Origin of the sequence: Micromonospora sp. WMMD882 (assembly GCF_027497255.1) — a bacterium.
Taxonomy (GTDB): Bacteria; Actinomycetota; Actinomycetes; order Mycobacteriales; family Micromonosporaceae; genus Micromonospora.
In genome coordinates this window covers 305,306-326,063 of record NZ_CP114903.1, presented here as the reverse complement: position 1 = coordinate 326,063, position 20,758 = coordinate 305,306, and the positions used below count along the sequence as shown (strand labels likewise).

The window sequence follows — 20,758 nt, the reverse complement described above, 5'->3', positions numbered from 1 at the left end:
CCGCCCGACGGTGACGCCCGTGGGTCGTCCCCGTGACGGGCGAGGCACGGCCCACGGCACACGAGGCGCGGGCGGCCACGGCACGCGAGGCGCGGCCCCTGGCACCGGAGGCGGGGTCGCGGACGCCGTCGCGCGGGCGCACGCGTTCCGGTCGCGGCCGTACCCCGGTGATACCGTCCGGACTGTCGAGCTTGCCACGGACGTCGGGCGGAGGTGGCGGATGGACGAGCCGGACCCCGCCCGACCGGACGGGCGACGCTGGCGGCAGATCTTCGCCGCCGGGGGCGCGGCGGGGGCACGGATCGCCGGCCACGACTGGTCCACCACCCCGCTGGGCGCGGTGACCACCTGGCCGCAGAGCCTGCGTACGGCGGTGACCATCTGCCTGCACTCGCGCTTTCCGATCCTGCTCTGGTGGGGCCCGGACCTGGTCATGCTGCACAACGACGCGTACCAGCCGATTCTGGGCGAGTCGAAGCGCGACGCGATGGGCCGCCCCGGCGCCGAGGTGTGGCCGGAGGTCTGGGACGTCATCGGGCCGATGCTCGACGGCGTGCTGGCCGGTCGCGGCGCCACCTGGTCACAGGACCAACTGCTGCTGCTCGACCGCAACGGCTACCTGGAGGAGTGCTACTTCACCTTCTCGTACAGCCCGGTCGTCGGCGAGACCGGCACGCCGGAGGGGGTGTTCACCGCGGTCACCGAGACCACCGACCGGGTGGTCGGCGACCGGCGGCTGCGGACCCTGGGCGACCTGGCGGCCCGCCTGGTGGACGCGGACACGCTGGCCGAGGTCAGCCGACGGGCGGTCGAGGCGCTCGCCGAGAACCGGGCGGACCTGCCGTTCGTCCGGTTGTACCTGGACACCGACGACGGTCTCCGACTGGCCGCCGCCAGCGACGGTCTCCAGCCGGCCGCCGCCAGCGACACCTCCAGCGACGACCGCGACGGTGACGGCCCCGGCGGCGGCGACCACCGCGGCGACGGTCCCGGTGGTGACGACGGCGGGGCGTGGCCGCTGACCGCGGTGCTCGCCGAGGGGATGGGCCGGCTGGTCCCGCTCGACCCGACCGCCGTTCCCGACCGACCGGGGACGGCGCTGGCCGCGCTGACCCCGGTTACCGAGCCGGGCGGCGGTACGCCGACCGCGGTGCTGGTCACCGGCCTGAGCCCACGCCGGCCGGTGGACGACGACTACCGCGGCTTCGTCGAGCTGATCGCCGGGCACATCGGCGCGGCCCTCGCGGGCGCCCGCGCCTACCAGGCGGAACGGGCCCGGGCGGAGGCGCTCGCCGAGCTGGACGCGGCGAAGACCGCGTTCTTCGCCAACGTCAGCCACGAGCTGCGGACCCCGTTGACGCTGATCACCGGGCCGGTCCGGGACGCCCTCGACGACGACGCCGAGCCGTTGCGGCCGGGCCAGCGGCGGCGACTGGAGCTGGTCGAGCGCAACGGCGTCCGGCTGCGCCGGCTGGTCGACAGCGTGCTCGACTTCACCCGGATCGAGGCCGGGCGGATGACCCCGGACCGGGTGGCGGTGGATCTGGCCAAACTCACCCGGGAGATCGCCTCCTCGTTCGGCCCGGTCCTGGAGCAGGCCGGCCTGGCGTTCACCGTGTCCTGCCCGCCGCTGCCCCGCCCGGCCTACGTGGACCGGGACATGTGGGAGAAGGTCGTGCTGAACCTCCTCTCCAACGCGTACAAGGCGACCCTGCGTGGCGGGATCCGGCTCGCCGTGGCCGACGAGGACGGTCGGGCCCGGCTGACCGTCACCGACACCGGGGTCGGGATCCCCGCCGACCAGCTTCCCGGCCTGTTCGAACGGTTCCACCGGGTGGTCGGGGCGGCCGGCCGCTCCGTCGAGGGCACCGGGCTGGGGCTGGCGTTGACCCGGGAGCTGGTCCGGCTGCACGACGGCGAGATCGACGTGGCCAGCGAGCCCGGGCGGGGCGCCACGTTCACCGTGCGGCTGCCCTACGGCGGTGAACGGCCGGCCGTGACCTCCCGGGCGGTGGCCCCGGCCCCCCGACGGAGCACGCCCCGACCGACCCCGATCCCACCGGCATCGCTCCCACCGACCCCGCCCCGACCGGCCCCGCTCCCACCGACCCCGCCCCGGGAGACCGCGCTGGACCGGGCCGGGCCGGGCGACGGCGTCCGGGGCGTCCCGGACGGCCCCCTGGTCCTGGTCGTCGACGACAACGCCGACCTGCGGGACTACGTCGCCGGGTTGCTGGCCGACGAGTTCCGGGTACGGACCGCGCCGGACGGCCTGGCCGCCCTGGCCGTGCTCGGTGACGACCCGCCCGCCCTGGTGCTCGCCGACGTGATGATGCCCCGGCTGGACGGTTTCGGTCTGCTCGCCGCGATCCGTGCCCGACCGGACACCGCGCACCTGCCGGTGGTGCTGCTGTCCGCCCGGGCCGGCGCCGAGGCGGCCGTCGAGGGGCTGGCCGCCGGGGCGGACGACTACCTGGTCAAGCCGTTCTCGGCGCGGGAGCTGCGGGCCCGGGTCCGGGCCAGCCTGGAGCGGGCCGAGTCCAGGCTGCGCGGGGCCTCGTGGGCGGACCGGCTGGTGAAGTCGATGACCGACGGGATCTTCGTCGCCGACGAGCACGGGGTGGTCCTCCAGGTCAACGACGCCTGGACGGAGCTGCTCGGTTTCGGTCAGGCCGACGCCCCGTACCCGCCGCCGTACCCGTGGTGGCCCGACCCGGCGGAGCACCCCGAGGAACGGGAGGCGGTGGACCGGGCGCTGGTGCACCTGCTCGGCGAGGGCGCGGGCGCGTACGAGGTGCCGCTGCGGCACCGTGACGGCCGCCGGGTGTGGGTGTCGGTCTCGGCCACCTCGGTGTGGGATCCGGTCCACCGGCGCACGCTGCTGCTGGGCACGGCGCGGGACGTCGGCGCGGACCGGGCGCTGGCCCACCGGCACCGGGCCGCCGCCGGCCGCACCGAAGAGCTGGCCGCCGCCGCCGACGAGGCGACGGTCGCGACGATCGGCGCACGGGCCCTGCGCCAGGCCTTCGACGGGGTCGCGTACCTGGCCCGGTGGGACGGCGACCGGCTCGTGGCGGCGTACGCGCCCTCCGGGCCGGTGGCCCCGGACGCGCTCGGGTCGCAGGTCACGGCCCGGCTGGCCGACGCCCGGGGGGACCGGCCGGCGGACCCGGCGGCCGGGATCGGCGGCCGGATCGAGACCACCGACGCCCAGTGGAGCTACCGGGTGGAGCTGTCCGACCCCCGCGCGGTGCGCGCCGAGGAGCACCTGCTGGCCGGGCTGCTGGCCGCGGCCGTCGGGCAGGCGTTGCGCCGGGTGGAGGCGGTGACCCGCCAGGACGCGGTCGTCGCCGACCTGCGCGGCGCGGTCCGCGAGGCGAACGAGCGGGAACGCGCCTGGCGGGCCGAGGCGGCGGCCCGGGCCGCCCGGCAGCGCGCCGACCGGCGGTTCCGGACCCTGGTGGAGGCGTCGTCGGCGGTGGTGTGGTCGGCCGACGCGACAGGCGCGATCCGCGAGCCGCAACCGTCCTGGGAGGCGTACACCGGGCAACGCTGGCCGGAGTACGCCGGCTCGGGATGGACGGCGATGCTGCATCCGGCGGACACGGCGCGGCTGCTGGCCGCCTGGCGGCGGGCGCGGGCCGCCGGCACGCCGCTGTTCGAGAGCGAGGCCCGGATCCGGCACGCGGCCAGCGGCGCGCACCGGCACGTCGCCATCCGGGCGGCCGGTCAGCGCGACGAACGGGGCGAGGTCACCGAGTGGATCGGCACGATCTACGACACCGACGACCGGGTACGCGCCGAGGAACGCGCCCGCCGCACGGCGGCGATCAGCGAGGCGCTGCTGGACACCGCCCCGGTCGGTTTCGGCTGGGTCGACCCGGACCTGCGCTACCGGTACGTCAACCCGGCGCTGGCGGTGATGAACCGGGCGTCGGTCGAGGCGCACCTGGGCCGCCGGCCGGGCGACGTGCTGCCCGTCCACGGCGCGCGGGCCGAGGAGCTGCTGCGCCGTACGCTCGCCGACGGGCCGGTCAGCGGGGTGGAGTTCCGGGACGCCGACGCGGACCCGGCCGCCGGTCCCCGGCACCTGGTGGCCAGCTACTTCCCGATCCGGATCGCGCACACCGGTGAGCTGGTCGGCGCGGGTTTCACCCTGGTCGACGTCACCGAACGCACCCGGCTGGCCCAGGCGCTCAGCGACCAGCAGGCCCGGTACGAGCGGCTGGCCGCCACGGACGTGCTGGCCGTGTTCGGGGGCGAGGAGGAGCTGATCACCGAGGCCAACGAGGCGTTCCTGGACCTGCTCGGCTACACCCGCGCCGACGTCGCCCAGGGTCGGTTGACCTGGCCGGGGCTGACCCCGCCGGGCTGGCAGGAGGCGGACCGCCGGGCGTTGACGGAGCTGGCCGACACCGGCCGGGCCCGGTCGTACGGCAAGGAGTACCTGCACCGCGACGGGCGACCGGTGCCGGTGCAGATCGGCGTGGTCGCCCTCCAGCGGCGGCCGTTGCGCTGGCTGGCGTACGCGACGGACCTGACCGCCGAGCGGTCCGCCCAGGCGGAGCTGCGGCTGTTCCAGGCGCTGGTGGAGCGCTCCGGGGACTTCATCGCGGTGGCCACCCCGGACGGACGGGCCGTCTACGTCAACCCGGCCGGGCGGGAGTTCGTGGGCCTGGCCGACGGGGAGCCGGTGGGTCGGCTGCGGCTGCTCGACTTCGCCGCGCCGGAGGTGCGTCAGGCGTGGCGGCGGGAGCTCATCCCGGCGGCCCTGCGCGACGGGCACCACCGGGCGGAGAGCCGGCTGGTGCGGCTGGACACCGGCGAGCGGCGCGACGTGGACCACCAGACGTTCACCGTCACCACCGGCGACGGGCCGGAGTCGACAGCTTTCCTGGCCACCGTCGCCCGGGACATCGGCGACCGGCAGCGGGCGTTGCGGCAGGCCGAGGCGCTGGCCCGGCTCGCCGGCGCGTTGAGCGTGGCCCCCGGCCGGGCGGAGGTGGCGACGGCGGTGACCCTGATCGCGCCGGACGTGCTGGACGGGGCGCGGGTACGGCTGGCCACCGCCGCGCCGGGCGCGGCGGTGGCGACGGTGACCGACCGGGGCGGCGTCGGCCGGCTGGCCGTCGACGAGGACGATCCGCTGGCCCGCGCGGTGCGGGACAACGACGTGGTGGTCTCGTACGCGCCCGGCCGGCTAGTCGGGGCGGGCCCTGTCGTCGGGATCTGCGTGCCGCTGCGGTACGGCGACGGGGGGCCGCTGGGCGCGGTCGAGGCGTGCTGGAGCCGGCCGGTGACCGACGACGACGCGCTGCGCAACCTGCTGGACACCGTGGCGGGGCTGTGCAGCCAGGCGTTGCAGCGGGCCGAGCTGACCCGGTCGGCGCGGGCGACGGCCGAGCTGGCCGCCCGGCTCAGCGTCACCCGCAACTCGGCCGAGGCGATCGAGGTGATCCTCACCGCCGCGCCGGTCGCGTTGGACGCGGTCACGTCGGGGCTGGCCGTGCACGAGGAGGGGCAGCGGATCCGGCTGCACCACCCCGCCGGGTCCGCCCCGGGCGGGGCCGCCCGGCACGTCGACCTGGCCGGGCAGGATCCCCGGCCGATAGCGGTGGCGCTGCGTACCGGGGAACGTCTCATCCTGCCGGACCGGGCCGCGTTCGCCGCCCGGTTCCCGGGCGTGGCCGACGTGGCCGGGGCCAGCGGCACGGTCACCACGGCGGTGCTGCCGCTGCTGGACGCCCAACGCCGACCGATCGCCGCGTTGGGGTTCGGTTGGCCACGGGCCCGCCCCTTCCGGGAGGGTGACCTGGCCCTGCTGGACACCATCGCCGACCTGTGTGAGCAGACCCTGGAGCGGGTACGGCTGGCCGCCGCCGAGCACAACCTGGTCACCCGGCTGGCCGGGCGGCTACGCACCTCGACCCGACCGGCCCCGCCCAGCCTGGACATCGCGACCCGGTACCAGCCGGCGATGACCGGGCTGAACCTCGGCGGCGACTGGTACGACCTGGTGCGGCTGGACGGCGACCGGCTCGCCGTGGTGGTCGGGGACGTGGTCGGTCACCGGGTCGAGGCCGCCGCCGACATGGCGCAGCTCCGGACGATGGTGAACACGTTGATCCGGACGGGGGTGCCGCTGGGTGACGTCTTCCCCCGGCTGACCGACCTGGTCGGGGCCGGGTTCCTCGGCACCTGCCTGGCGATGGTGGTCGATCCGGGGGCCGGGCGGGTCAGCGTGGTCCGGGTCGGGCATCCGCATCCGGTGCTGGCGCGCCGCCGTCGCCGGCCGGTGGCGGTGCAGACCGCGCCGTCGCTGCCGTTGGGCATGGTCCGGCAGTCGATCCCGGTGACCGAGTTCCCGTTCGAGCCGGGTGACCTGCTGGTCGTGTACACCGACGGGCTGGTGGAGCGGCGCGACCAGCCGTACGACGCGGGGGTGGCCGCGTTGCGGGCGGTCATCTCGGCGCACCGGCGGCGGCCGGTGGAGCGGATCGCGGACGCGATCCTGACCGCGTTGCCCGGCTCCGACGACGACCGGGCGCTGGTGGTGATCCGGCACCGGGACGCCCGGCCGGCGTCGGCCGCCGCCGGTCGAGGCGGGGCCGACCGGGACGGCGGGCAGTCCGGACCGGACCCCCGGTTCCCGGTGGGTGACCGACCGACTACGGTCTGACCGTTCGCGCCGCGTCGGTCGGAGGTCCACTGTGGGAGAGTTCGACTACGTCGTGGTCGGGGCGGGCACGGCGGGTTGCGTGCTGGCGTACCGGCTCAGCGCCGACCCGGCGGTCCGGGTGCTGCTGGTCGAGGCCGGCGGCTGGGACGGCAGCCTCTTCGTCCGGATGCCGAAAGGCTTCTCGAAGCTCATGGACGACCGGGACGCCACCTGGCGCTACCCGGCGGTCACCGGCCCGGGGCGGGAGGAGGTGTGGCCGCGCGGCCGGCTGGTCGGCGGCTCCAGCTCGATCAACGGCATGATCTACGCCCGTGGCGGCCCGGCCGACTGGGACGCCCTGGCCGGGCGCGGCAACCCCGGCTGGGGCTGGGACACCATGGCGGCGGTGTTCGACCGCGTCGAGCACCGCGCCGCCGCCGGCGCCGGGTCGGCCCCGCCGGACGGGCGGCTGCGGCTGTCCACCGTCGTCGACGCCGACGACCTCGGCGAGGAGATGATCGCCGCCGGGGTCGCGCAGGGGCTGCGACGGGTCGACGACCTCGACGACGGCGGTGACGACGAGCGGATCGGCTACACCACGGCGACCATCGCCGAGGGTCGCCGGGTCAGCGCCGCCGACGCGTTCCTGCACCCGGTACGCGACCGGCCGAACCTGACCGTCACGGTCCGCGCCACCGTGCAGCGGGTGCTGGTCGCCGGGGGGCGGGCGGTCGGGGTGCGGGTACGGCAGGGCGGGCGGTCCGTCGACCACGCCGCCCGCGCCGAGGTGGTCCTGGCGGCGGGCGCGATCGCCAGCCCGCAGCTGCTCCAGGTCTCCGGGATCGGGCCGGCGGACGTGCTGCGGGCCGTCGGGGTGCCGGTGGTGGCCGACCGGCCCCGGGTGGGCGCCGGGATGCGGGAGCACCGGATGATGACGTTGCAGTACCGACTGGCCGGCGAGGTCGGCTACAACCCGCTGCTGAACAACGTCCTCGGGCAGTCGTTGGCGACGCTGCGCTGGCTGGTCGGCCGGCGTGGTCCGCTGGCCCTGCCGGTGCACGACATCGCGGGCTACCTGCGCTCGTCGCCGCAGGCCGACCGGCCGGACGCGCACCTGCTGATGGCCCCGTTCTCGGCCGCCCCGCGGCGTCCGGGCCGGGCGTTGGAGCTGGAACGGCGGGCCGGGCTGATGTGCCTGGGCGCGGTGAGCCGACCGCGCAGCGAGGGCAGCCTCCAGATCACCGGCCCCACCCCGCAGACCCCGCCCCGGATCCGGGTCGACTACCTCACCGACCCGTACGACCGGCGGGTGGCGGTGGCGACGTTCCGCCGGATGCGGGAGCTCTTCGCCACCGGCCCGATCGCCCGCCGGATCGTCGCGGAGACGGTGCCCGGCCCGGCGGCCCGCGACGAGCGGGAGATCATCGACGCGGCGTTGGCGCACGGCTACTGCGGCTACCACGCGGTCGGCACCTGCGCGATGGGCCCGGACGACGCCGACGTGGTCGACCCCCGGTTGCGGGTACGCGGGGTGGACGGGCTGCGCGTGGTGGACGCCTCGGTGTTCCCGACCCTGGTCTCCGGCTGGATCAACGGCCCGGTGGCCGCGCTGGCCTGGCGGGCCGCCGACCTGATGCTGCGGTAGGGCCGACGGGCCCCGCGTCACCGCCGGAATCCGGCAGGAGCAGACTGACCTGCGGAAACGGTGACGACGACCAACGGAGGTCCGGATCATGACAGGTCAGACCAGCAGTCGACCGGCGGCGGCGTCGGGCACGTTCCGGATCGGCGGCGACCTCCCGGTCAACCGGCTCGGGTACGGGGCGATGCAGCTCACCGGCCCGGGGGTCTGGGGTGACCCGAAGGACCCGGACGAGGCGGTGCGGGTGCTGCGCCGGGCCGTGGAGCTGGGCGTCACGTTCGTCGACACCGCCGACTCGTACGGGCCGTTCGTCAGCGAGCTGCTGATCCGGCGGGCGCTGCGCCCGTACCCGGAGGATCTGGTCGTGGCGACGAAGGCCGGGCTGACCCGTTCCGGCCCGAACGACTGGCGGCCGGTGGGTCGCCCGGAGTACCTGCGCCAGCAGTGCGAGCTGAGCCTGCGTCACCTGGGCGTGGAGACGATCGGGCTGTACCAGTTGCACCGTGTCGACCGGAAGGTGCCGCTGGCGGACCAGCTCGGCGAGCTGGCGCTGCTGAGGCAGGAGGGCAAGATCCGGCACATCGGGCTCTCCGAGGTGACCGTGGAGCAGATCGAGCAGGCCCGGGCGATCACGCCGATCGTGTCCGTGCAGAACCTCTACAACGTGGCGAACCGCGCGGCCGAGGACGTGCTGACCCACTGCGAGCGGCACGACCTGGCGTTCGTCCCGTGGTTCCCGATCGCCACCGGCGAGCTGGCCCGCCCCGGCGGCCCGCTGGACGCGATCGCCGCCGACCACCACGCCACGCCCGCGCAGCTCGCGCTGGCCTGGCTGCTGCGCCGGTCGCCGGTCGTGCTGCCGATCCCGGGCACGTCGTCGGTGGCGCACCTGGAGGAGAACGTGGCCGCCGCCGAGGTGACGCTCACCGACGACGAGTACGACGCGCTGACCCGCGCCGTCTGAGCGGTCCGGGCCGGCCGGGCGGTGCGGGGCCGACCTGGCCCTGAGCGGTCCGCCGCCGGGGTGGCCGGTCCGGGTGGCCGGGGCGCAGGGCGGGTCGGCGGGTCCGGCTACGGCCAGTAGCAGCCGGAGAGGTTGGCCTGGGGCACCCAGCCGTCTTGCGTCGGGGCCTCGGCCCCGTGCCCGTACATCCACATCACGCCGCTGCCGGTGTCGGCGCCGGCGCCGTGCCAGCGGAACCCGCGTCCGGCCGTCAGGGTGCGCAGCACGCCGCCGTGCGGCGAGTCCCGCAGCCAGGTGTTCTGGTTGAGCACGCAGATCGCGCCGCCGCTGTCGCTGGCCGAGGCCGGCGTGGCGGCCACGGCGGAGCCGGCGAGTGCCACGGCCAGCGCCGTCGCCGCGCCCAGGATCCTCTTCTTCACGGGTGTCCCGTCCTCTCTGGAGGGTGGTTGTCGGCGACCATTGTGCGCACCCGGCGGGACAGCGCGGCGGTCCGGGGGTGTCGGACGCCGCCCGGGGCGCCGTCCCGCGGTCCGGCCGGGGCCGCCGCCGGAGCAGCAGGTCCGGACGAACGGTGGAGCGCGATTACCGGATAAGTCACCCGTAGATATCTTCGCGTCCGACGCGATGTCGGCCCGGGTGGCGACAACATTGACGAATGCGCGAATCGGCGAGTTCCAGCGACGTCTTCCTCGATACCTCGAAACCGAGGTGCGTGCAGATCTCGGTACTTGGTCCGATAATGGCGAGCATCAACGGACAGAACGTCCCTCTGGGTGGCCGCCAACCGAAGACCATCCTGTCGCGGCTGCTGCTGGCCAACGGGCTGGTCGTCGGGGACGACACCATCGTCGACGCGGTGTGGGGGGCCAGGCCGCCGCGGAGCGCCCGGCAGGCGCTGCACACCTACGTCCGGCACCTGCGCCGGGCGCTGGAACCCGACCGCGAGCCCCGGGGGGCCTCCGCCGTGCTGGTCCGCCACCCCGGCGGGTACGCGGTGGATCCGACCCGGGTGGAGCTGGACGCCGACCGGTTCGCCGACCTCGTCGCCACCGGTTCGGCCGCGCTTCTCGACGGGCGCTGCGACGTCGCGCTGACCCGGCTCGACGCCGCCCTCGGGCTCTGGCACGGCGCCCCGTACGCCGACCTCGGGGCCGCGTCGGTCGTGCAGGGCGCGGTCCGCCAGCTCGAACTGCTCCGGGCCACCGCGCGGGAGGACCGGATCGCGGCCCGGCTCGCCCTGGGCCAGCACCACCGGGTGCTCGTCGAGGCGCAGTCGCTCACCGACGAGCACCCCCTGCACGAGCGGGCCTGGGAGCTGCGCGGGCTCGCCCTCTACCGGTGCGGCCGACCGGCCGAGGCGCTGGGGGCGCTGCGGGCCGCCCAACGGTGGCTGCGTGACGAGCTCGGCGTCGACCCGGGGCACCGGCTCCAGGCGCTGCGCCAGGCCATCCTGAAGCGGGACCGCGCCCTGGACTGGCAGCCCGTGACGGCCCTGCGGGCCTACCCCGCCCCGTGGGCGGTGAATTGACCGTCGACGCTGGCTGAAGGATCCACCACGGCGCCCCCACCGGCCCTCCTGTGATCGCTTTTCAGTCGTCTTTCAGCGCCTTTTCAGCGCACCCGGGCACGATGCGCAACGGAATGTTCCCCTACGGAGGAGGTAATCGTGGCGAAGACCCCGGAAACCCAGGCCAAGCCGATGAAGAAGGTGACCGTTCGGAAGGCTGGTCCGGTCCGCCTGACCACCACCTCGAACGCGCTCTACATCCCGTTCACCTGCTTCCCGTTCTGATCGGGTCGCGCCGCCCGACCCACCCGGTCGGGCGGCGTTCCCGTAGGGCCCACCACGGCGACTCCCGGAGGACGGCATGAGCGGCACCGTCGACATCGACCAGGCGCCCGGCCAGGACGCCGGCCCACGGTTCGACCTCGACCGGCCGGTCCGGGTGGCCCGGTTGACCTTCCTCCCCGAGGGGGACGACGTCGTCGTCGGCAACGCCCAGGCGGACTCGTACGCGGTGCTTCCGGTCGACGGCGCGCAGGTGTTGCGCCACCTCGTCGAGGGGGTGACGCCCCGCGCGGCGGCCCGGTGGTACGCCGACACGTACGGCGAGGAGCTCGACATCGAAGAGCTCCTCGCCGACCTGGCCGAGCTGGGTTTCGTGGCCCCGACCGCCCCGGCCGGCCCGACCGACCCGACCGGCGTCGGCGCGGAGCCCGACGCGCCGGTGCGGTGGCAGCGGCTGGGGGCGGCGCTGCTCTCCCCCGTCGCGGTCGCCGGCTACACGCTCGTGCTGGTCGCCGCCGTCGCCGTCGCGGTGACCCAGCCCGACCTGCGCCCGCACTACCGGGCGATCTTCTTCACCGAGTACCTGACCCTGGTCACCGTGTTGCTGGCCCTCGGCCAGTGGCCGCTGATCGGTCTGCACGAGGCCGCGCACGCCCTCGCCGGACGCCGGCTGGGGCTGCGGACCCGGCTCAGTCTCGGTAACCGGCTGCAGTACCTGGTCATCGAGACCAGCATGGACGGTCTGGTCACCGTGCCCCGCCGGCAACGGTGGGTCCCGATGCTCGCCGGCCTCGGCGCCGACCTGCTCGTCCTGGCGCTGCTCACGCTCGCCGCCGCCGCGCTGCGCGAACCGGACGGCACGCTGCCCCTGACCGCCCGGATCTGCCTGGCGCTCGGCTTCGGCACCCTGCTGCGCGTCGCCTGGCAGTTCTTCTTCTACCTGCGCACCGACCTGTACTACCTGCTCTCCCTGGTCCTCGGCACGGTCGACCTGCACGGCAGCGCCACCGTCCTGCTGCGGCACCGGCTGCGCAGGCTGACCGGGCGGCCCGGACTGGACCGGCAGTGGGCGGCCCGGCACCCCGTCGACCGCCGGGCCGCCCGCTGGTACGCCTGGCTGATGGTCGTCGGGTACGCCGCCACCCTGGCCACCCTGGCGTTCGCCGTGGCGCCGGCCGCCGTCGACTTCGTCGCCGAGGCGTTCGCCGAACTCGACGGCCGCCACGGCGTCGGCAACCTGGTCGACTCCGCCGTCGTGCTGGCGCTCAGCGTCGCGGAGCTCGCCTTCGTCGGCTACCTGGTCGTCCGCAACCGACGCCGGGCCGGCGCGCCACGACCGGCAGACCCGACCGGCTGACCGGCTCAACTGACCGGCTCGGCTGACCGGCTCGGCTGACCCGGCCGGCGTCACGACCGGCCGGCCCGGCCGGCGTCACGACCGGCACACCACGAGCGGTTGAGCCGGCCGCCGTCCCGCACCCGTATCCCCGTACCCGCCGCGAGGGCGGTCCGAGCCCCCGGGCCCGCGCCGCCTACGAGAGGTTGAGCCATGGAACCGACTCCGCACCGCTGGATCAGGGCCGCCCGACACCGTGACCGACGACGGTTGCTGGCCGACGGGCTCGACGCTCCCGTCCTGGCCGACCTGGACGCCCACCGGTGGCTGCGGGGGCCGTACACCGCCGTCGGCGCGCTGCTGCGCGGGCTGGTCCCGACCGTACTGGCGGAACGCCCCGACCTCGTGGCGGCGCACGAGATCGAGCTGCTCTCCGTCGCGCCGGAGCTGCGGGAGCTGGTGCCGGCCACCCGGGAGACCCTGACCTCGCTCGCGGTGCCCGAGGAGCGCACCCGCTTCTATCCCCGGGCCCGCACCCTGCGGCTCGCGCACGGGCTGGTGGAGTTCCTCGACGCCTGGCTGCGTCATCTCGACGACGGGCCGCGCTGCCTGCTGGTGGAGAACCTGCACGAGGCCGACCCCACCGACCGGGAGTTCTTCGCGGTGCTGCTGCGGCGGGCCGACCCCACCCGGCTGCGCCTGCGGCTGGCCACCACGGCCGCGCCGGTCGAGGAGCCGCCCGGCCCGGCCGCCGCGCCGCTCGGCCCGGCGCTGCGCCGGTACGCCGCCCCCGTCGACGGCGACCGGACCGGGCCGCTCGCCGACCTGCCGCGACCCACCGGCGCGGAGACGACCGGGGTGGCCGCCAGCAACGCGGAGACCAGCGTCGAGCCGGCCGGCATGAAAGCGGCCGGCACGGAAGCGGCCCGGGAGTACGTCCGGGGCGACTGCGTCGACGACGACCCGACGGTGCTCGCCGCGTACCGGACGTTGCCCGCGGCGGTCCGCGCCGACCTGCACGACGCCCGCGCCGACGAGCTGCTCGCCACCGGCGAACGCTCGTGGCGGCTCGGCGCGGTCACGCTGCACCGCGAACGCGGCGGCGCGCCCGCCACCGCCGGCGTCCAGGCGCTGCGCGACGCGCTGGAGTACTGCGTCAACCTGGGCTTCTACCACGCCACCCTGGAGTACGGGGCGCGCGGACGGGCACTCGTCGACTGGTCCGCGCAGATGGAGCACTGGTGGGCGTTCACCACCAAGATGACCACGTCGCTGATGGCGTTGGGTCGCCCGATCGAGGCGCTCGCCCTCTACGACGAGGCGCGGGCGCACACCGACAGCGCGATGGTGCACATGCAGGCCGCGTACGCCACCGGCATGATCTACACCCGGCACCTGGAGACCGGGGAGCGGGACCACCGGCAGGCCCGCGCCTGGTGCAACGCCGCGATCGCGTACGCCCGACTCGCCCCGGACCGCCAGCAGAGCGCCGCCCACCTGGTCTTCAACCGCAACGGGCTGGCGTTGGTGGCGATGCACGAGGGGAAACTGGACGAGGCGCTCGACCTGGTCACCCGGGGTCTGGCGGAGCTGGACGAGGCGCTCGGGGCCGGGCAGCACCACCTGCACCGGTCGGTGTTGCGGCACAACCGCTCCCAGCTCCTGGCCGCCCTCGGCCGGCGGGAGGAGGCGCTGGCCGAACTGGACGCGGTGATCGAGGTCGACCCTAACCATGTGGAGTACCACCTCGACCGGGGCGGTCTGCTACGCCGGCTGGGCCGCGACGAGGAGGCCCTGGCCAGCTACGACCAGGCGATCCGCCTCTCCCCGCCGTTCCCGGAGGTGCACTACAACCGGGCCGACGTGCTGCTGGAGCTGGGCGCGGTTCAGGCGGCGCTGGCCGGCTTCGACCGGGTGCTCGACCTGGAGCCGGAGCACCTCGACGCGCGCATCAACCGGGCCGGGCTACGCCAGGCGCTCGACGACACCGAGGGCGCCTGGGCGGACGTCCGGGCCGGGCTGGACCTCGCCCCCGGCAACGCGTACCTGCTCTGCGTACGCGGCCAGTTGGAGCTGGAACACGATCTGGCGCAGGCGCGGCGGACGCTGAGCGCCGCGCTGGCCGTGGATCCGACGCTCGCCGCCGCCTGGGCGGCCCGGGGCGCGGCGGCCTACCAGGAGGGTGACCTCGCGGCGGCCGTCGCCGACCTGAGCCACGCGTTGGCGCTCGACGACGATCCGGCCGTCCGGTTCAACCGGGGCCTGGCGCTCGCCGACGCCGGCCGGCACGCCGAGGCCGACGCCGACTTCCAGGCGTGCGCGGCGGCCGACCCGGACCTGGCCGCCGAGGTACGCGAACACCGCGCCCGGCTGCTGCCCGCCTGACCCACCCGACCGGCCGCCCCGGTCCGTCCGCCTCCTCTGTCCCCCGCCGGTCGGACCGCCTCCCCGGGGCGGCCGGACCGCCTCTCCCGCCGGCCGGACCGCCTCCCGGGGCGGCCGGTCGGGCGTCCGCCACGGCTGCCCGGCCGGGCGCTCGCCACGGTTGCCCGGCCGGGCGCTCGCCACGGTTGCCCGGTGACCCGACGTCAGCCCGCGACGGGTGACACGGTCCGCGCCACCGCGGCGAGCTCCTCGGCGTCGACCGCGTCGGGCGTGGCGACGACGTCCACCGCCACGCCCGGCTCGACCAGCCAGAACGCCTCGGCCGGACCGATCAGGCCGGCCGAGTCACCGTGCCGGAACTCGGTGAGCGTCGGGTCGTCGGCGTCGCGTTCGTGGTAGTCGGCGAGGAAGGCACGCAGATCGGCCAGGGTGGCGAGCCGACCACCGCGCAGGACGTGCACCCGCAGGTCCACCCGGGCGCCCTCTCCGGTCTCCCGCTCCCACACCCGCGAGACGAACCGTACGTCGTCCCACTCGGTGGCGAAGTCCGTGACCAGGTCACCGACCCCGGCCGGCACGTACCCCACCCGGAATCCGTCCAACTCCCCGCCCGACCTGCCCGTCCGCACATCCATCACACGACCTCCCGTCCCCGCCCGACCATGACGCCCCTCGTGCGACGCGTGGCCACTGTCCACTTAGCACGGTAACTGCCCAAGATCGGTACGCGCCACACCTCACCCCGCCGCCTCGATCGCCGCCTCCGCGCGGTCCAGGTAGTCCCACCACTTCTCGTCATCCTCCCGGTTGGCGGCGAGCAGGTTGGCGACGCAGACGAACGCGAGCACGACGACGTTCTCCGGGGGCACGGCGTCGGCGAACGGCTCGCCACGTACCAGTCGGGACAGGAAGTCCCACACTTCCGCCGTGGTCGGCCGCGCCCAGCTCTCGTCCTCGACGATCTCGTCCACGACCTCCCGGATCTCGTCGTCGTCCGGGCGACCGTGGTGGATGTCGGTCAGCACGAAGAGGATCACGGCCAGGGCCAGCTCCACCGCCTGACGGGCCACCTCGTCAGGCGGAAAACTCTTCAGGGCTTCGTCGAGCTGCGCGGGGTCCTGTCGCACGGCGGCGTAGGTCGCCGTACGCATCAACGACTCGGCCCGATCATCGATCTTCATTGCCGCGGTCCTCTCGTCGCTTCGTCCACAGAGCCATCCCGGCAGTGACCGCACCCCCGACGGCCAGAAGTGAGCTGCCTACCGCCTTAACTGCCAGCGGCATGAATTCCGCAACGGGCGCCCAGGCCAGAGTCGCGACGCCGGTGCCGAAACCCACCGACTCGGCGCTGATCCGCCGACGCCGTGGAGGTCTGTCGTCCGTGACGGCCGCACGCCGACGACGTCGCCGGGCGGGGCGACCGTCCCGCCGCGCCGGAGGCTGACCGGGTGGCTGGCGGACTGCGCTACCACCACCCGGGGTCAGTTTCCCAACGACTGGGCCCTGGTGATCGTTTCCTGGAGGTGCTGCCGCACCGGTCCGACGTTCTGCGCGGCCTGCGTGAGCGCCTGGCCGTACGCGTCGATGACGCCGATCAACGGACCGGGGTCGGCGCCTTCCAACGCGGCGGCCACGAGCGTCCGCGCCTCGGTGACGTCCTGGGTGGCAGCCACTGTCTTGGCCCGCGCCTCGTCGAGCTTCTGCGAGGCCTGACTCAGCCTCGCGATCATCTCCGCCGCGCTACTCACACGTCCTCCCGCAGGGTCAGCCGGAGTGTTGCGGCCGACGTCGCAGGTCGCGGCGACGACCATCACGTAGCGTATGAGGTTGATCACAAGAACGCCATAGATAGACGTACTTTGACGCTTGGTCCTTCGCCGAAACAATCGTCGGTCGGCCACGCGGGTCCACCAGGGCGGGCGCCGGGATCCAGCCTTGCGGTGGGCGTGTCGACAGGGGCATAGGACGGGGTGGGCGCAGACCCCGGCAGTGTGCCGCAGCACCCGCCCCCCTCCCCTCCCCCTTTCTTCCCTCCCCCTCACCTCCTGACCTCTCCTCCCTCCCGGCTGTGCCCCATATCTGGGGCAGCTCGACAGCAGTTGACGAACCACCATCCCACCGGCCGGTACCAGGGCCCGCCGCGTCGGCGACGACCGGGTCAGGCGACTAGACAACCTGGATATGGCGGTATCGCCGTCGACGGACGCACCCGTTTCCAGGTAGTGGAGTCGATCAAGGACCCGCCAACGCCCCGCCAACGCCCCGCCGGGGGCTGGCACGGGCGTGACCGAGGGAGGCGGGGCAGGATCAGCCGAGCAGGGTGAGGTAGCCGCAGTAGCCGAGCGGGACGAGCAGGAAGCAGAGCAGGAAGCCGGTCTTCGCGTTCCGGGGGGCGGGCGCGCCGCCGAGGACGGGTCGCCCGTACCGGCCGAGCAGCAGGAACCCGGCGAAGAAGACGAGCGCCGGCAGTCCGGCGGCGATCCACGCGCCGAGGGTGAAGCCGTCGACCCGGCCGGTGTCGTAGGCGTGTCCGAGGACGATGGCCGCCAGCACCCCGACGACCACGCAACCGAGGTAGACGACAGCCGCCCGGGCCTGCGGTGACCAGCCGGGCAGCAGCCGGGGCCGACCGGCCAGCTCCTCGGCCCGCCGGCCGTGCCGGTCGGCGTCGTCGGCGCGCCGCCGGACCAGCGCCAACTCCTCCGCCGGATCGAGTGGCGCAGGATCCCGGGAGGCAGGCGCCGAGGGCGCGGGATCCCGGAAGACAGGCGCCGAGGGCGCGGAGCGGTGAGACAACGGGTCGCGGGACACGGGGAGACGCGCGGACTCCCGGGCCGCCGGGCCGACGTCGGGCAGGGCCGGCCGCTCCGGGTGCTCCCGGTACGGGAGGACGCGGGCGTGCTCCGCCGGTGGCGGGACGTCTCCGGCGGGCGGCCCGGGCACGCCGATCGCCGCGCCGAGGCCGGTGAGCCACTCGTGCTGCTCGGCCAGCCGCCGGTCGAGCTGGTCGAGGGTGTCGTGCAGGACCCGGAGCCGGTGTGCCTCGGCCGCGGCGGCGTGCGCGGCGGCCCGTCGCCGGGCGGACAGCTCCCGGGCCAACGCGGCATACTCCTCGAACGCGGCGTGCCCCTCGAAGCCGGTCACCTCAGGGTTCCCCGTCCAGGTCGGTCTCCGCGCCGCCGAACGGCACGATGAGGTCGACGCGCTGCGCGTGCCGGTCCACCAGCAGCGCCCGGTTGGGCCGGGGCGTGTACGTCAGATCCGTCACGCCGAGGTGCAGGCCCAACTCACCGCCGGGCACGTTCAGCGCCACCAGGCAGGCCACGTCGTCGCGGTTCTGCGCGCCGCCGAGGTCGTCGGCGAGCCGGCGTAGCCCCCGCCACCAGCCGAGCAGGTGCACCCCGTACCCGGGGGCGTGCCGGAGCAGGGCGCGCAGGTCGTCGTAGCCGGAGCGGAAGATGCTCGGGTCGGCCCGGCCGAGGACCGCGCCGGCCGCGTCCACTCCGAAGACCACCAGGTACGTCCGACCGGTCGGCGGCCCGGGCGGTGGGGCGGCCAACGCGTGGATCCGGTCCCGCAGCCCCGCGGCGTCGAGCAGGTCGACCGGGTGCCCGGCGTCGACAAGCGCGGCGGCGAGGTCGGCGGCGACCGGGTCGGCGGCGGCGACCAGCGGGGTGACCAGGAAACGGGCCGTGCCCGGCCGGTGCTGGCGGGCCAGGCTGAGCGTGGCGGCCCGCAGCACCTGCGCGCCGACCGGCGAGGTGCCCACCACGGCGAGGTGCCGGCCGGGGGTGGCGTCCATGGGCAGGGCGGCGACGCTGCCGGTCACGTCGACGGTCCGGCCGACCAGCGCCACCGGCCGCCGGGCGTCCGGGCGCAGCCCGACGAAGTCCGGGTCGTCGTCGACCCGCGCCACGTCGTACCCCCGGAAGACCGCGGGTGGCCGCGACCCGGACGGGCGGGCCTGCCACAGCTCGTGGCGGAGCCGGCCCAGGTCGGCGGCGTCGGCGTGCGCGTCGGGGAAGCGGACGACGGTGTCCGCGCCGGCCGCCCCGGCGGCGGTGTTCAGCACCGCCGAGCCGACCGGCAGCGCGTCCGCCGCCGGGTTCAGCGGGTCGAGCACCCCCGCGCCGCCGGGCAGGGCCACCCGCATCGCGAACTGCCCGAAGATCGCGTCGGCCTTGCCGTAGAGGGCCTCGATGCCGGTGGTGCTCTGGCTGGCCAGGACCAGGTGCACCCCGTACGAGCGGCCCTTACGGGCCAGCTCCTCCAGCAGGGTGACCGCTTCCCGGGCCAGCCGGTCGTTGCCGGCCAGCAGCACGTGGAACTCGTCGACCACCGCCACGATCCGGGGCGCCGGGTCGGCGCGGGGCAGGTCGGCGAGCTTGGTGACGCCGTGCCGCTTCAGCGCGCCGGCCCGCCGGCCCAGCTCCCGACGCAGCTCCCGCAGGACGGCCACGCCGTACTCCCGGTCGGACTCGATGCCGACCGCGCGGGCGTGCGGCAGCCAGGACGGATCCCGTCCGGTGGGGACGAACTCGGTGAAGCTGACCCCCTCCTTGAAGTCGAGCAGGTACAGGTGCAGCTCGCCCGGGGGGTAACGGGCGGACAGCCCGTACAGGACGTCGAGCAGGAAGACCGTCTTGCCGGCGCCGGTCCGGCCGCCGACCAGCCAGTGCGGGGTGGCGTCGTCGAAGGCGACGGTGACCGGCGAGCGCCCGGCCAGGCCGATCACGGTCCGCAGCCCGGCGCGCGCCGACTCGGCCCAGCGGGCGGGCGGCAGCAGGGCGGCGAAGGTCGGCTCCGCCTGCCGCCGGGTGGCGGTGGCCAGGTGTTCGGCGAGCGCCGCGACCGAGGCCGGTGGCGGGTCACCGTCGAGCAGCACCGGGGCGGCCAGCCCGGTGCCGTCCGGGCTGTACGGCAGGTCGGGCGGGTCGCCGACGTGCGCGTACCGCTGGTCGGTGAGGGTGATCCGGGTCGTGGCGGCCAGCGGCGGCGGTGGCGGGCCGACCTGCCGGGGCGGGTGGCCGGCGAGCAGGACGCAGACGGCGGCGCTCGGGCCGGCGTGGGTGAGCGCGGCGAGCCGGGCCAGCTCGCGGGGCGCGGGCGGGGACGCGGCGACCACGACCAGGGTGGGCCCGTCGGCGTCCGGGCCGGCGTGCTGGGCCGCGCGGGCGTGCCGCTCGGCGGCGTCGAGCACCGCCGCGACCTCGGCTTCGGTGCCGGCGGGCGGGTCGAGGACGCCGACGTCGACCAGGGGGCGCAGCGGCAGGAAGGTCGCGCCGAACGCGGCGGTGTCCAGCCCGGCGACCCGTACCGCGCCGGGTCGGGCGGTGGCGACGAGCCGGAGCACCACGGCGCGCAGCAGCGCGGCGACGCGCGGGTCGCGGGCGTCGGCGTCGACGGCCAGGTGCCGGCCCCGGCCGAGCGGCACGACGACCGGGAAGGCGTCGTCGGCGGTGGGCGCCTCGCCGAGGCGGACCGGGACCGGGCCGGCGGTCAACGCGGTCGCGCCGGGGACCGGGCTGGCCAGGGCCGCGCCGACCCGGGCCAGCCGGGCGGTCAGGTCGGCGCTCGGCCCGTCGTCGGCGTCGGCCCGCCGGTGGAGGTCACCGGCGACCCGGGCGAGCCGGCCGCGGGCCTCCCGGTGCGCCTCGACCGCCTGCCGGTACGCCGACCCGAACCTCGCCACCGGTCACCCCCGGATCACCGTCGGTCATCTCTGAACCATAATGGACCACCCGGTCAGCCGGCAGTCCTGTGTGGACAATCTGACCGTGGTGAAATCGGCTGGCCGGGGCCGACCGGGCGGTGCGATGCTCGACGCCTGGGTCGCTAGCTCAACTGGCAGAGCATTCGGCTGGCAGCGCGTCCGCCCTCCGCTGACGCGGTCATGGAGGCGCTTCCTTCTCCTCCTTCTCATCGAAGGGTTCGGGGTTCGAGTCCCCGGCGACCCACGCGTCACGTGGTCCGTCGCCGATTCG

General features: G+C 75.6%; 13 protein-coding genes and 1 tRNA gene. 8 read left to right on the top strand and 6 right to left on the bottom strand.

Annotated elements, in window-relative coordinates; genetic code table 11:
• Nucleotides 1-220: 220 nt before the first annotated feature.
• The 3 genes from O7606_RS01375 to O7606_RS01365 all read left to right on the top strand — a co-directional run bounded on the left by O7606_RS01375 (nt 221) and on the right by O7606_RS01365 (nt 9,264).
• Entirely contained in the window at nt 221-6,679 is a 6,459-nt protein-coding gene (locus O7606_RS01375; protein WP_281597148.1) for a PAS domain S-box protein, read from the top strand.
• 31 nt (nt 6,680-6,710) lie between these two features.
• Nucleotides 6,711-8,303, top strand: coding sequence for a GMC family oxidoreductase N-terminal domain-containing protein (locus O7606_RS01370; protein ID WP_281597147.1), 1,593 nt, complete (start codon nt 6,711-6,713; stop codon nt 8,301-8,303).
• A gap of 88 nt (nt 8,304-8,391) precedes the next feature.
• Nucleotides 8,392-9,264: an aldo/keto reductase gene (locus O7606_RS01365; RefSeq protein ID WP_281597146.1), complete on the top strand. Its 873-nt coding sequence runs from the start codon at nt 8,392-8,394 to the stop codon at nt 9,262-9,264.
• Nucleotides 9,265-9,371: 107 nt separating this feature from the next.
• On the opposite strand, the gene O7606_RS01360 is transcribed toward O7606_RS01365, so the two are convergent.
• Nucleotides 9,372-9,683 carry a hypothetical protein gene (locus tag O7606_RS01360; protein ID WP_281597145.1) on the bottom strand — a complete coding sequence of 104 codons (312 nt, stop codon included), beginning with the start codon at nt 9,681-9,683 and terminating at the stop codon, nt 9,372-9,374.
• Between the two features lie 320 nt (nt 9,684-10,003).
• Between O7606_RS01360 and O7606_RS01355 the strand changes: the two genes are divergently transcribed.
• The 4 genes from O7606_RS01355 (at nt 10,004) to O7606_RS01340 (ending at nt 14,774) form a co-directional block, all read left to right on the top strand.
• Nucleotides 10,004-10,792: an AfsR/SARP family transcriptional regulator gene (locus O7606_RS01355; protein ID WP_281597144.1), complete on the top strand. Its 789-nt coding sequence runs from the start codon at nt 10,004-10,006 to the stop codon at nt 10,790-10,792.
• Between the two features lie 138 nt (nt 10,793-10,930).
• Complete coding sequence (locus tag O7606_RS01350; RefSeq protein ID WP_281597143.1) at nt 10,931-11,056, top strand: hypothetical protein; 126 nt, start codon at nt 10,931-10,933, stop codon at nt 11,054-11,056.
• Nucleotides 11,057-11,132: 76 nt separating this feature from the next.
• Entirely contained in the window at nt 11,133-12,410 is a 1,278-nt protein-coding gene (locus O7606_RS01345) for a hypothetical protein (RefSeq protein ID WP_281597142.1), read from the top strand.
• A 192-nt stretch (nt 12,411-12,602) separates the two neighbouring features.
• Nucleotides 12,603-14,774, top strand: coding sequence for a tetratricopeptide repeat protein (locus O7606_RS01340; protein WP_281597141.1), 2,172 nt, complete (start codon nt 12,603-12,605; stop codon nt 14,772-14,774).
• A gap of 203 nt (nt 14,775-14,977) precedes the next feature.
• Here O7606_RS01340 and O7606_RS01335 read toward each other — a convergent pair whose 3' ends face one another.
• The 5 genes from O7606_RS01335 to O7606_RS01315 all read right to left on the bottom strand — a co-directional run bounded on the left by O7606_RS01335 (nt 14,978) and on the right by O7606_RS01315 (nt 20,466).
• Entirely contained in the window at nt 14,978-15,409 is a 432-nt protein-coding gene (locus tag O7606_RS01335; protein WP_281597140.1) for a hypothetical protein, read from the bottom strand.
• Nucleotides 15,410-15,511: 102 nt separating this feature from the next.
• The gene (locus O7606_RS01330) at nt 15,512-15,955 is read right to left on the bottom strand and encodes a hypothetical protein (protein WP_281597139.1); all 444 of its coding nucleotides are present in this window, start codon (nt 15,953-15,955) and stop codon (nt 15,512-15,514) included.
• A 300-nt stretch (nt 15,956-16,255) separates the two neighbouring features.
• A complete protein-coding gene (locus tag O7606_RS01325; RefSeq protein WP_281597138.1) occupies nt 16,256-16,609 on the bottom strand; it encodes a DUF6244 family protein in 354 nt (117 codons plus the stop codon).
• 472 nt (nt 16,610-17,081) lie between these two features.
• Nucleotides 17,082-17,918 carry a hypothetical protein gene (locus O7606_RS01320; protein ID WP_281597137.1) on the bottom strand — a complete coding sequence of 279 codons (837 nt, stop codon included), beginning with the start codon at nt 17,916-17,918 and terminating at the stop codon, nt 17,082-17,084.
• A 1-nt stretch (nt 17,919) separates the two neighbouring features.
• A complete protein-coding gene (locus tag O7606_RS01315) occupies nt 17,920-20,466 on the bottom strand; it encodes an FtsK/SpoIIIE domain-containing protein (protein WP_281597136.1) in 2,547 nt (848 codons plus the stop codon).
• A gap of 137 nt (nt 20,467-20,603) precedes the next feature.
• Between O7606_RS01315 and O7606_RS01310 the strand changes: the two genes are divergently transcribed.
• A tRNA-OTHER gene (locus tag O7606_RS01310) sits at nt 20,604-20,731 on the top strand.
• Nucleotides 20,732-20,758: the final 27 nt, after the last annotated feature.

What these genes read in the sequence shown, in the direction of transcription:
- O7606_RS01375 (WP_281597148.1), top strand. Translation starts at nt 221, where the DNA reads ATGGACGAGCCGGACCCCGCCCGACCGGACGGGCGACGCTGGCGGCAG.
- O7606_RS01365 (WP_281597146.1), top strand. Translation starts at nt 8,392, where the DNA reads ATGACAGGTCAGACCAGCAGTCGACCGGCGGCGGCGTCGGGCACGTTC.
- O7606_RS01355 (WP_281597144.1), top strand. Translation starts at nt 10,004, where the DNA reads ATGGCGAGCATCAACGGACAGAACGTCCCTCTGGGTGGCCGCCAACCG.
- O7606_RS01345 (WP_281597142.1), top strand. Translation starts at nt 11,133, where the DNA reads ATGAGCGGCACCGTCGACATCGACCAGGCGCCCGGCCAGGACGCCGGC.
- O7606_RS01340 (WP_281597141.1), top strand. Translation starts at nt 12,603, where the DNA reads ATGGAACCGACTCCGCACCGCTGGATCAGGGCCGCCCGACACCGTGAC.
- O7606_RS01335 (WP_281597140.1), bottom strand. Translation starts at nt 15,409, where the DNA reads ATGGATGTGCGGACGGGCAGGTCGGGCGGGGAGTTGGACGGATTCCGG.
- O7606_RS01330 (WP_281597139.1), bottom strand. Translation starts at nt 15,955, where the DNA reads ATGAAGATCGATGATCGGGCCGAGTCGTTGATGCGTACGGCGACCTAC.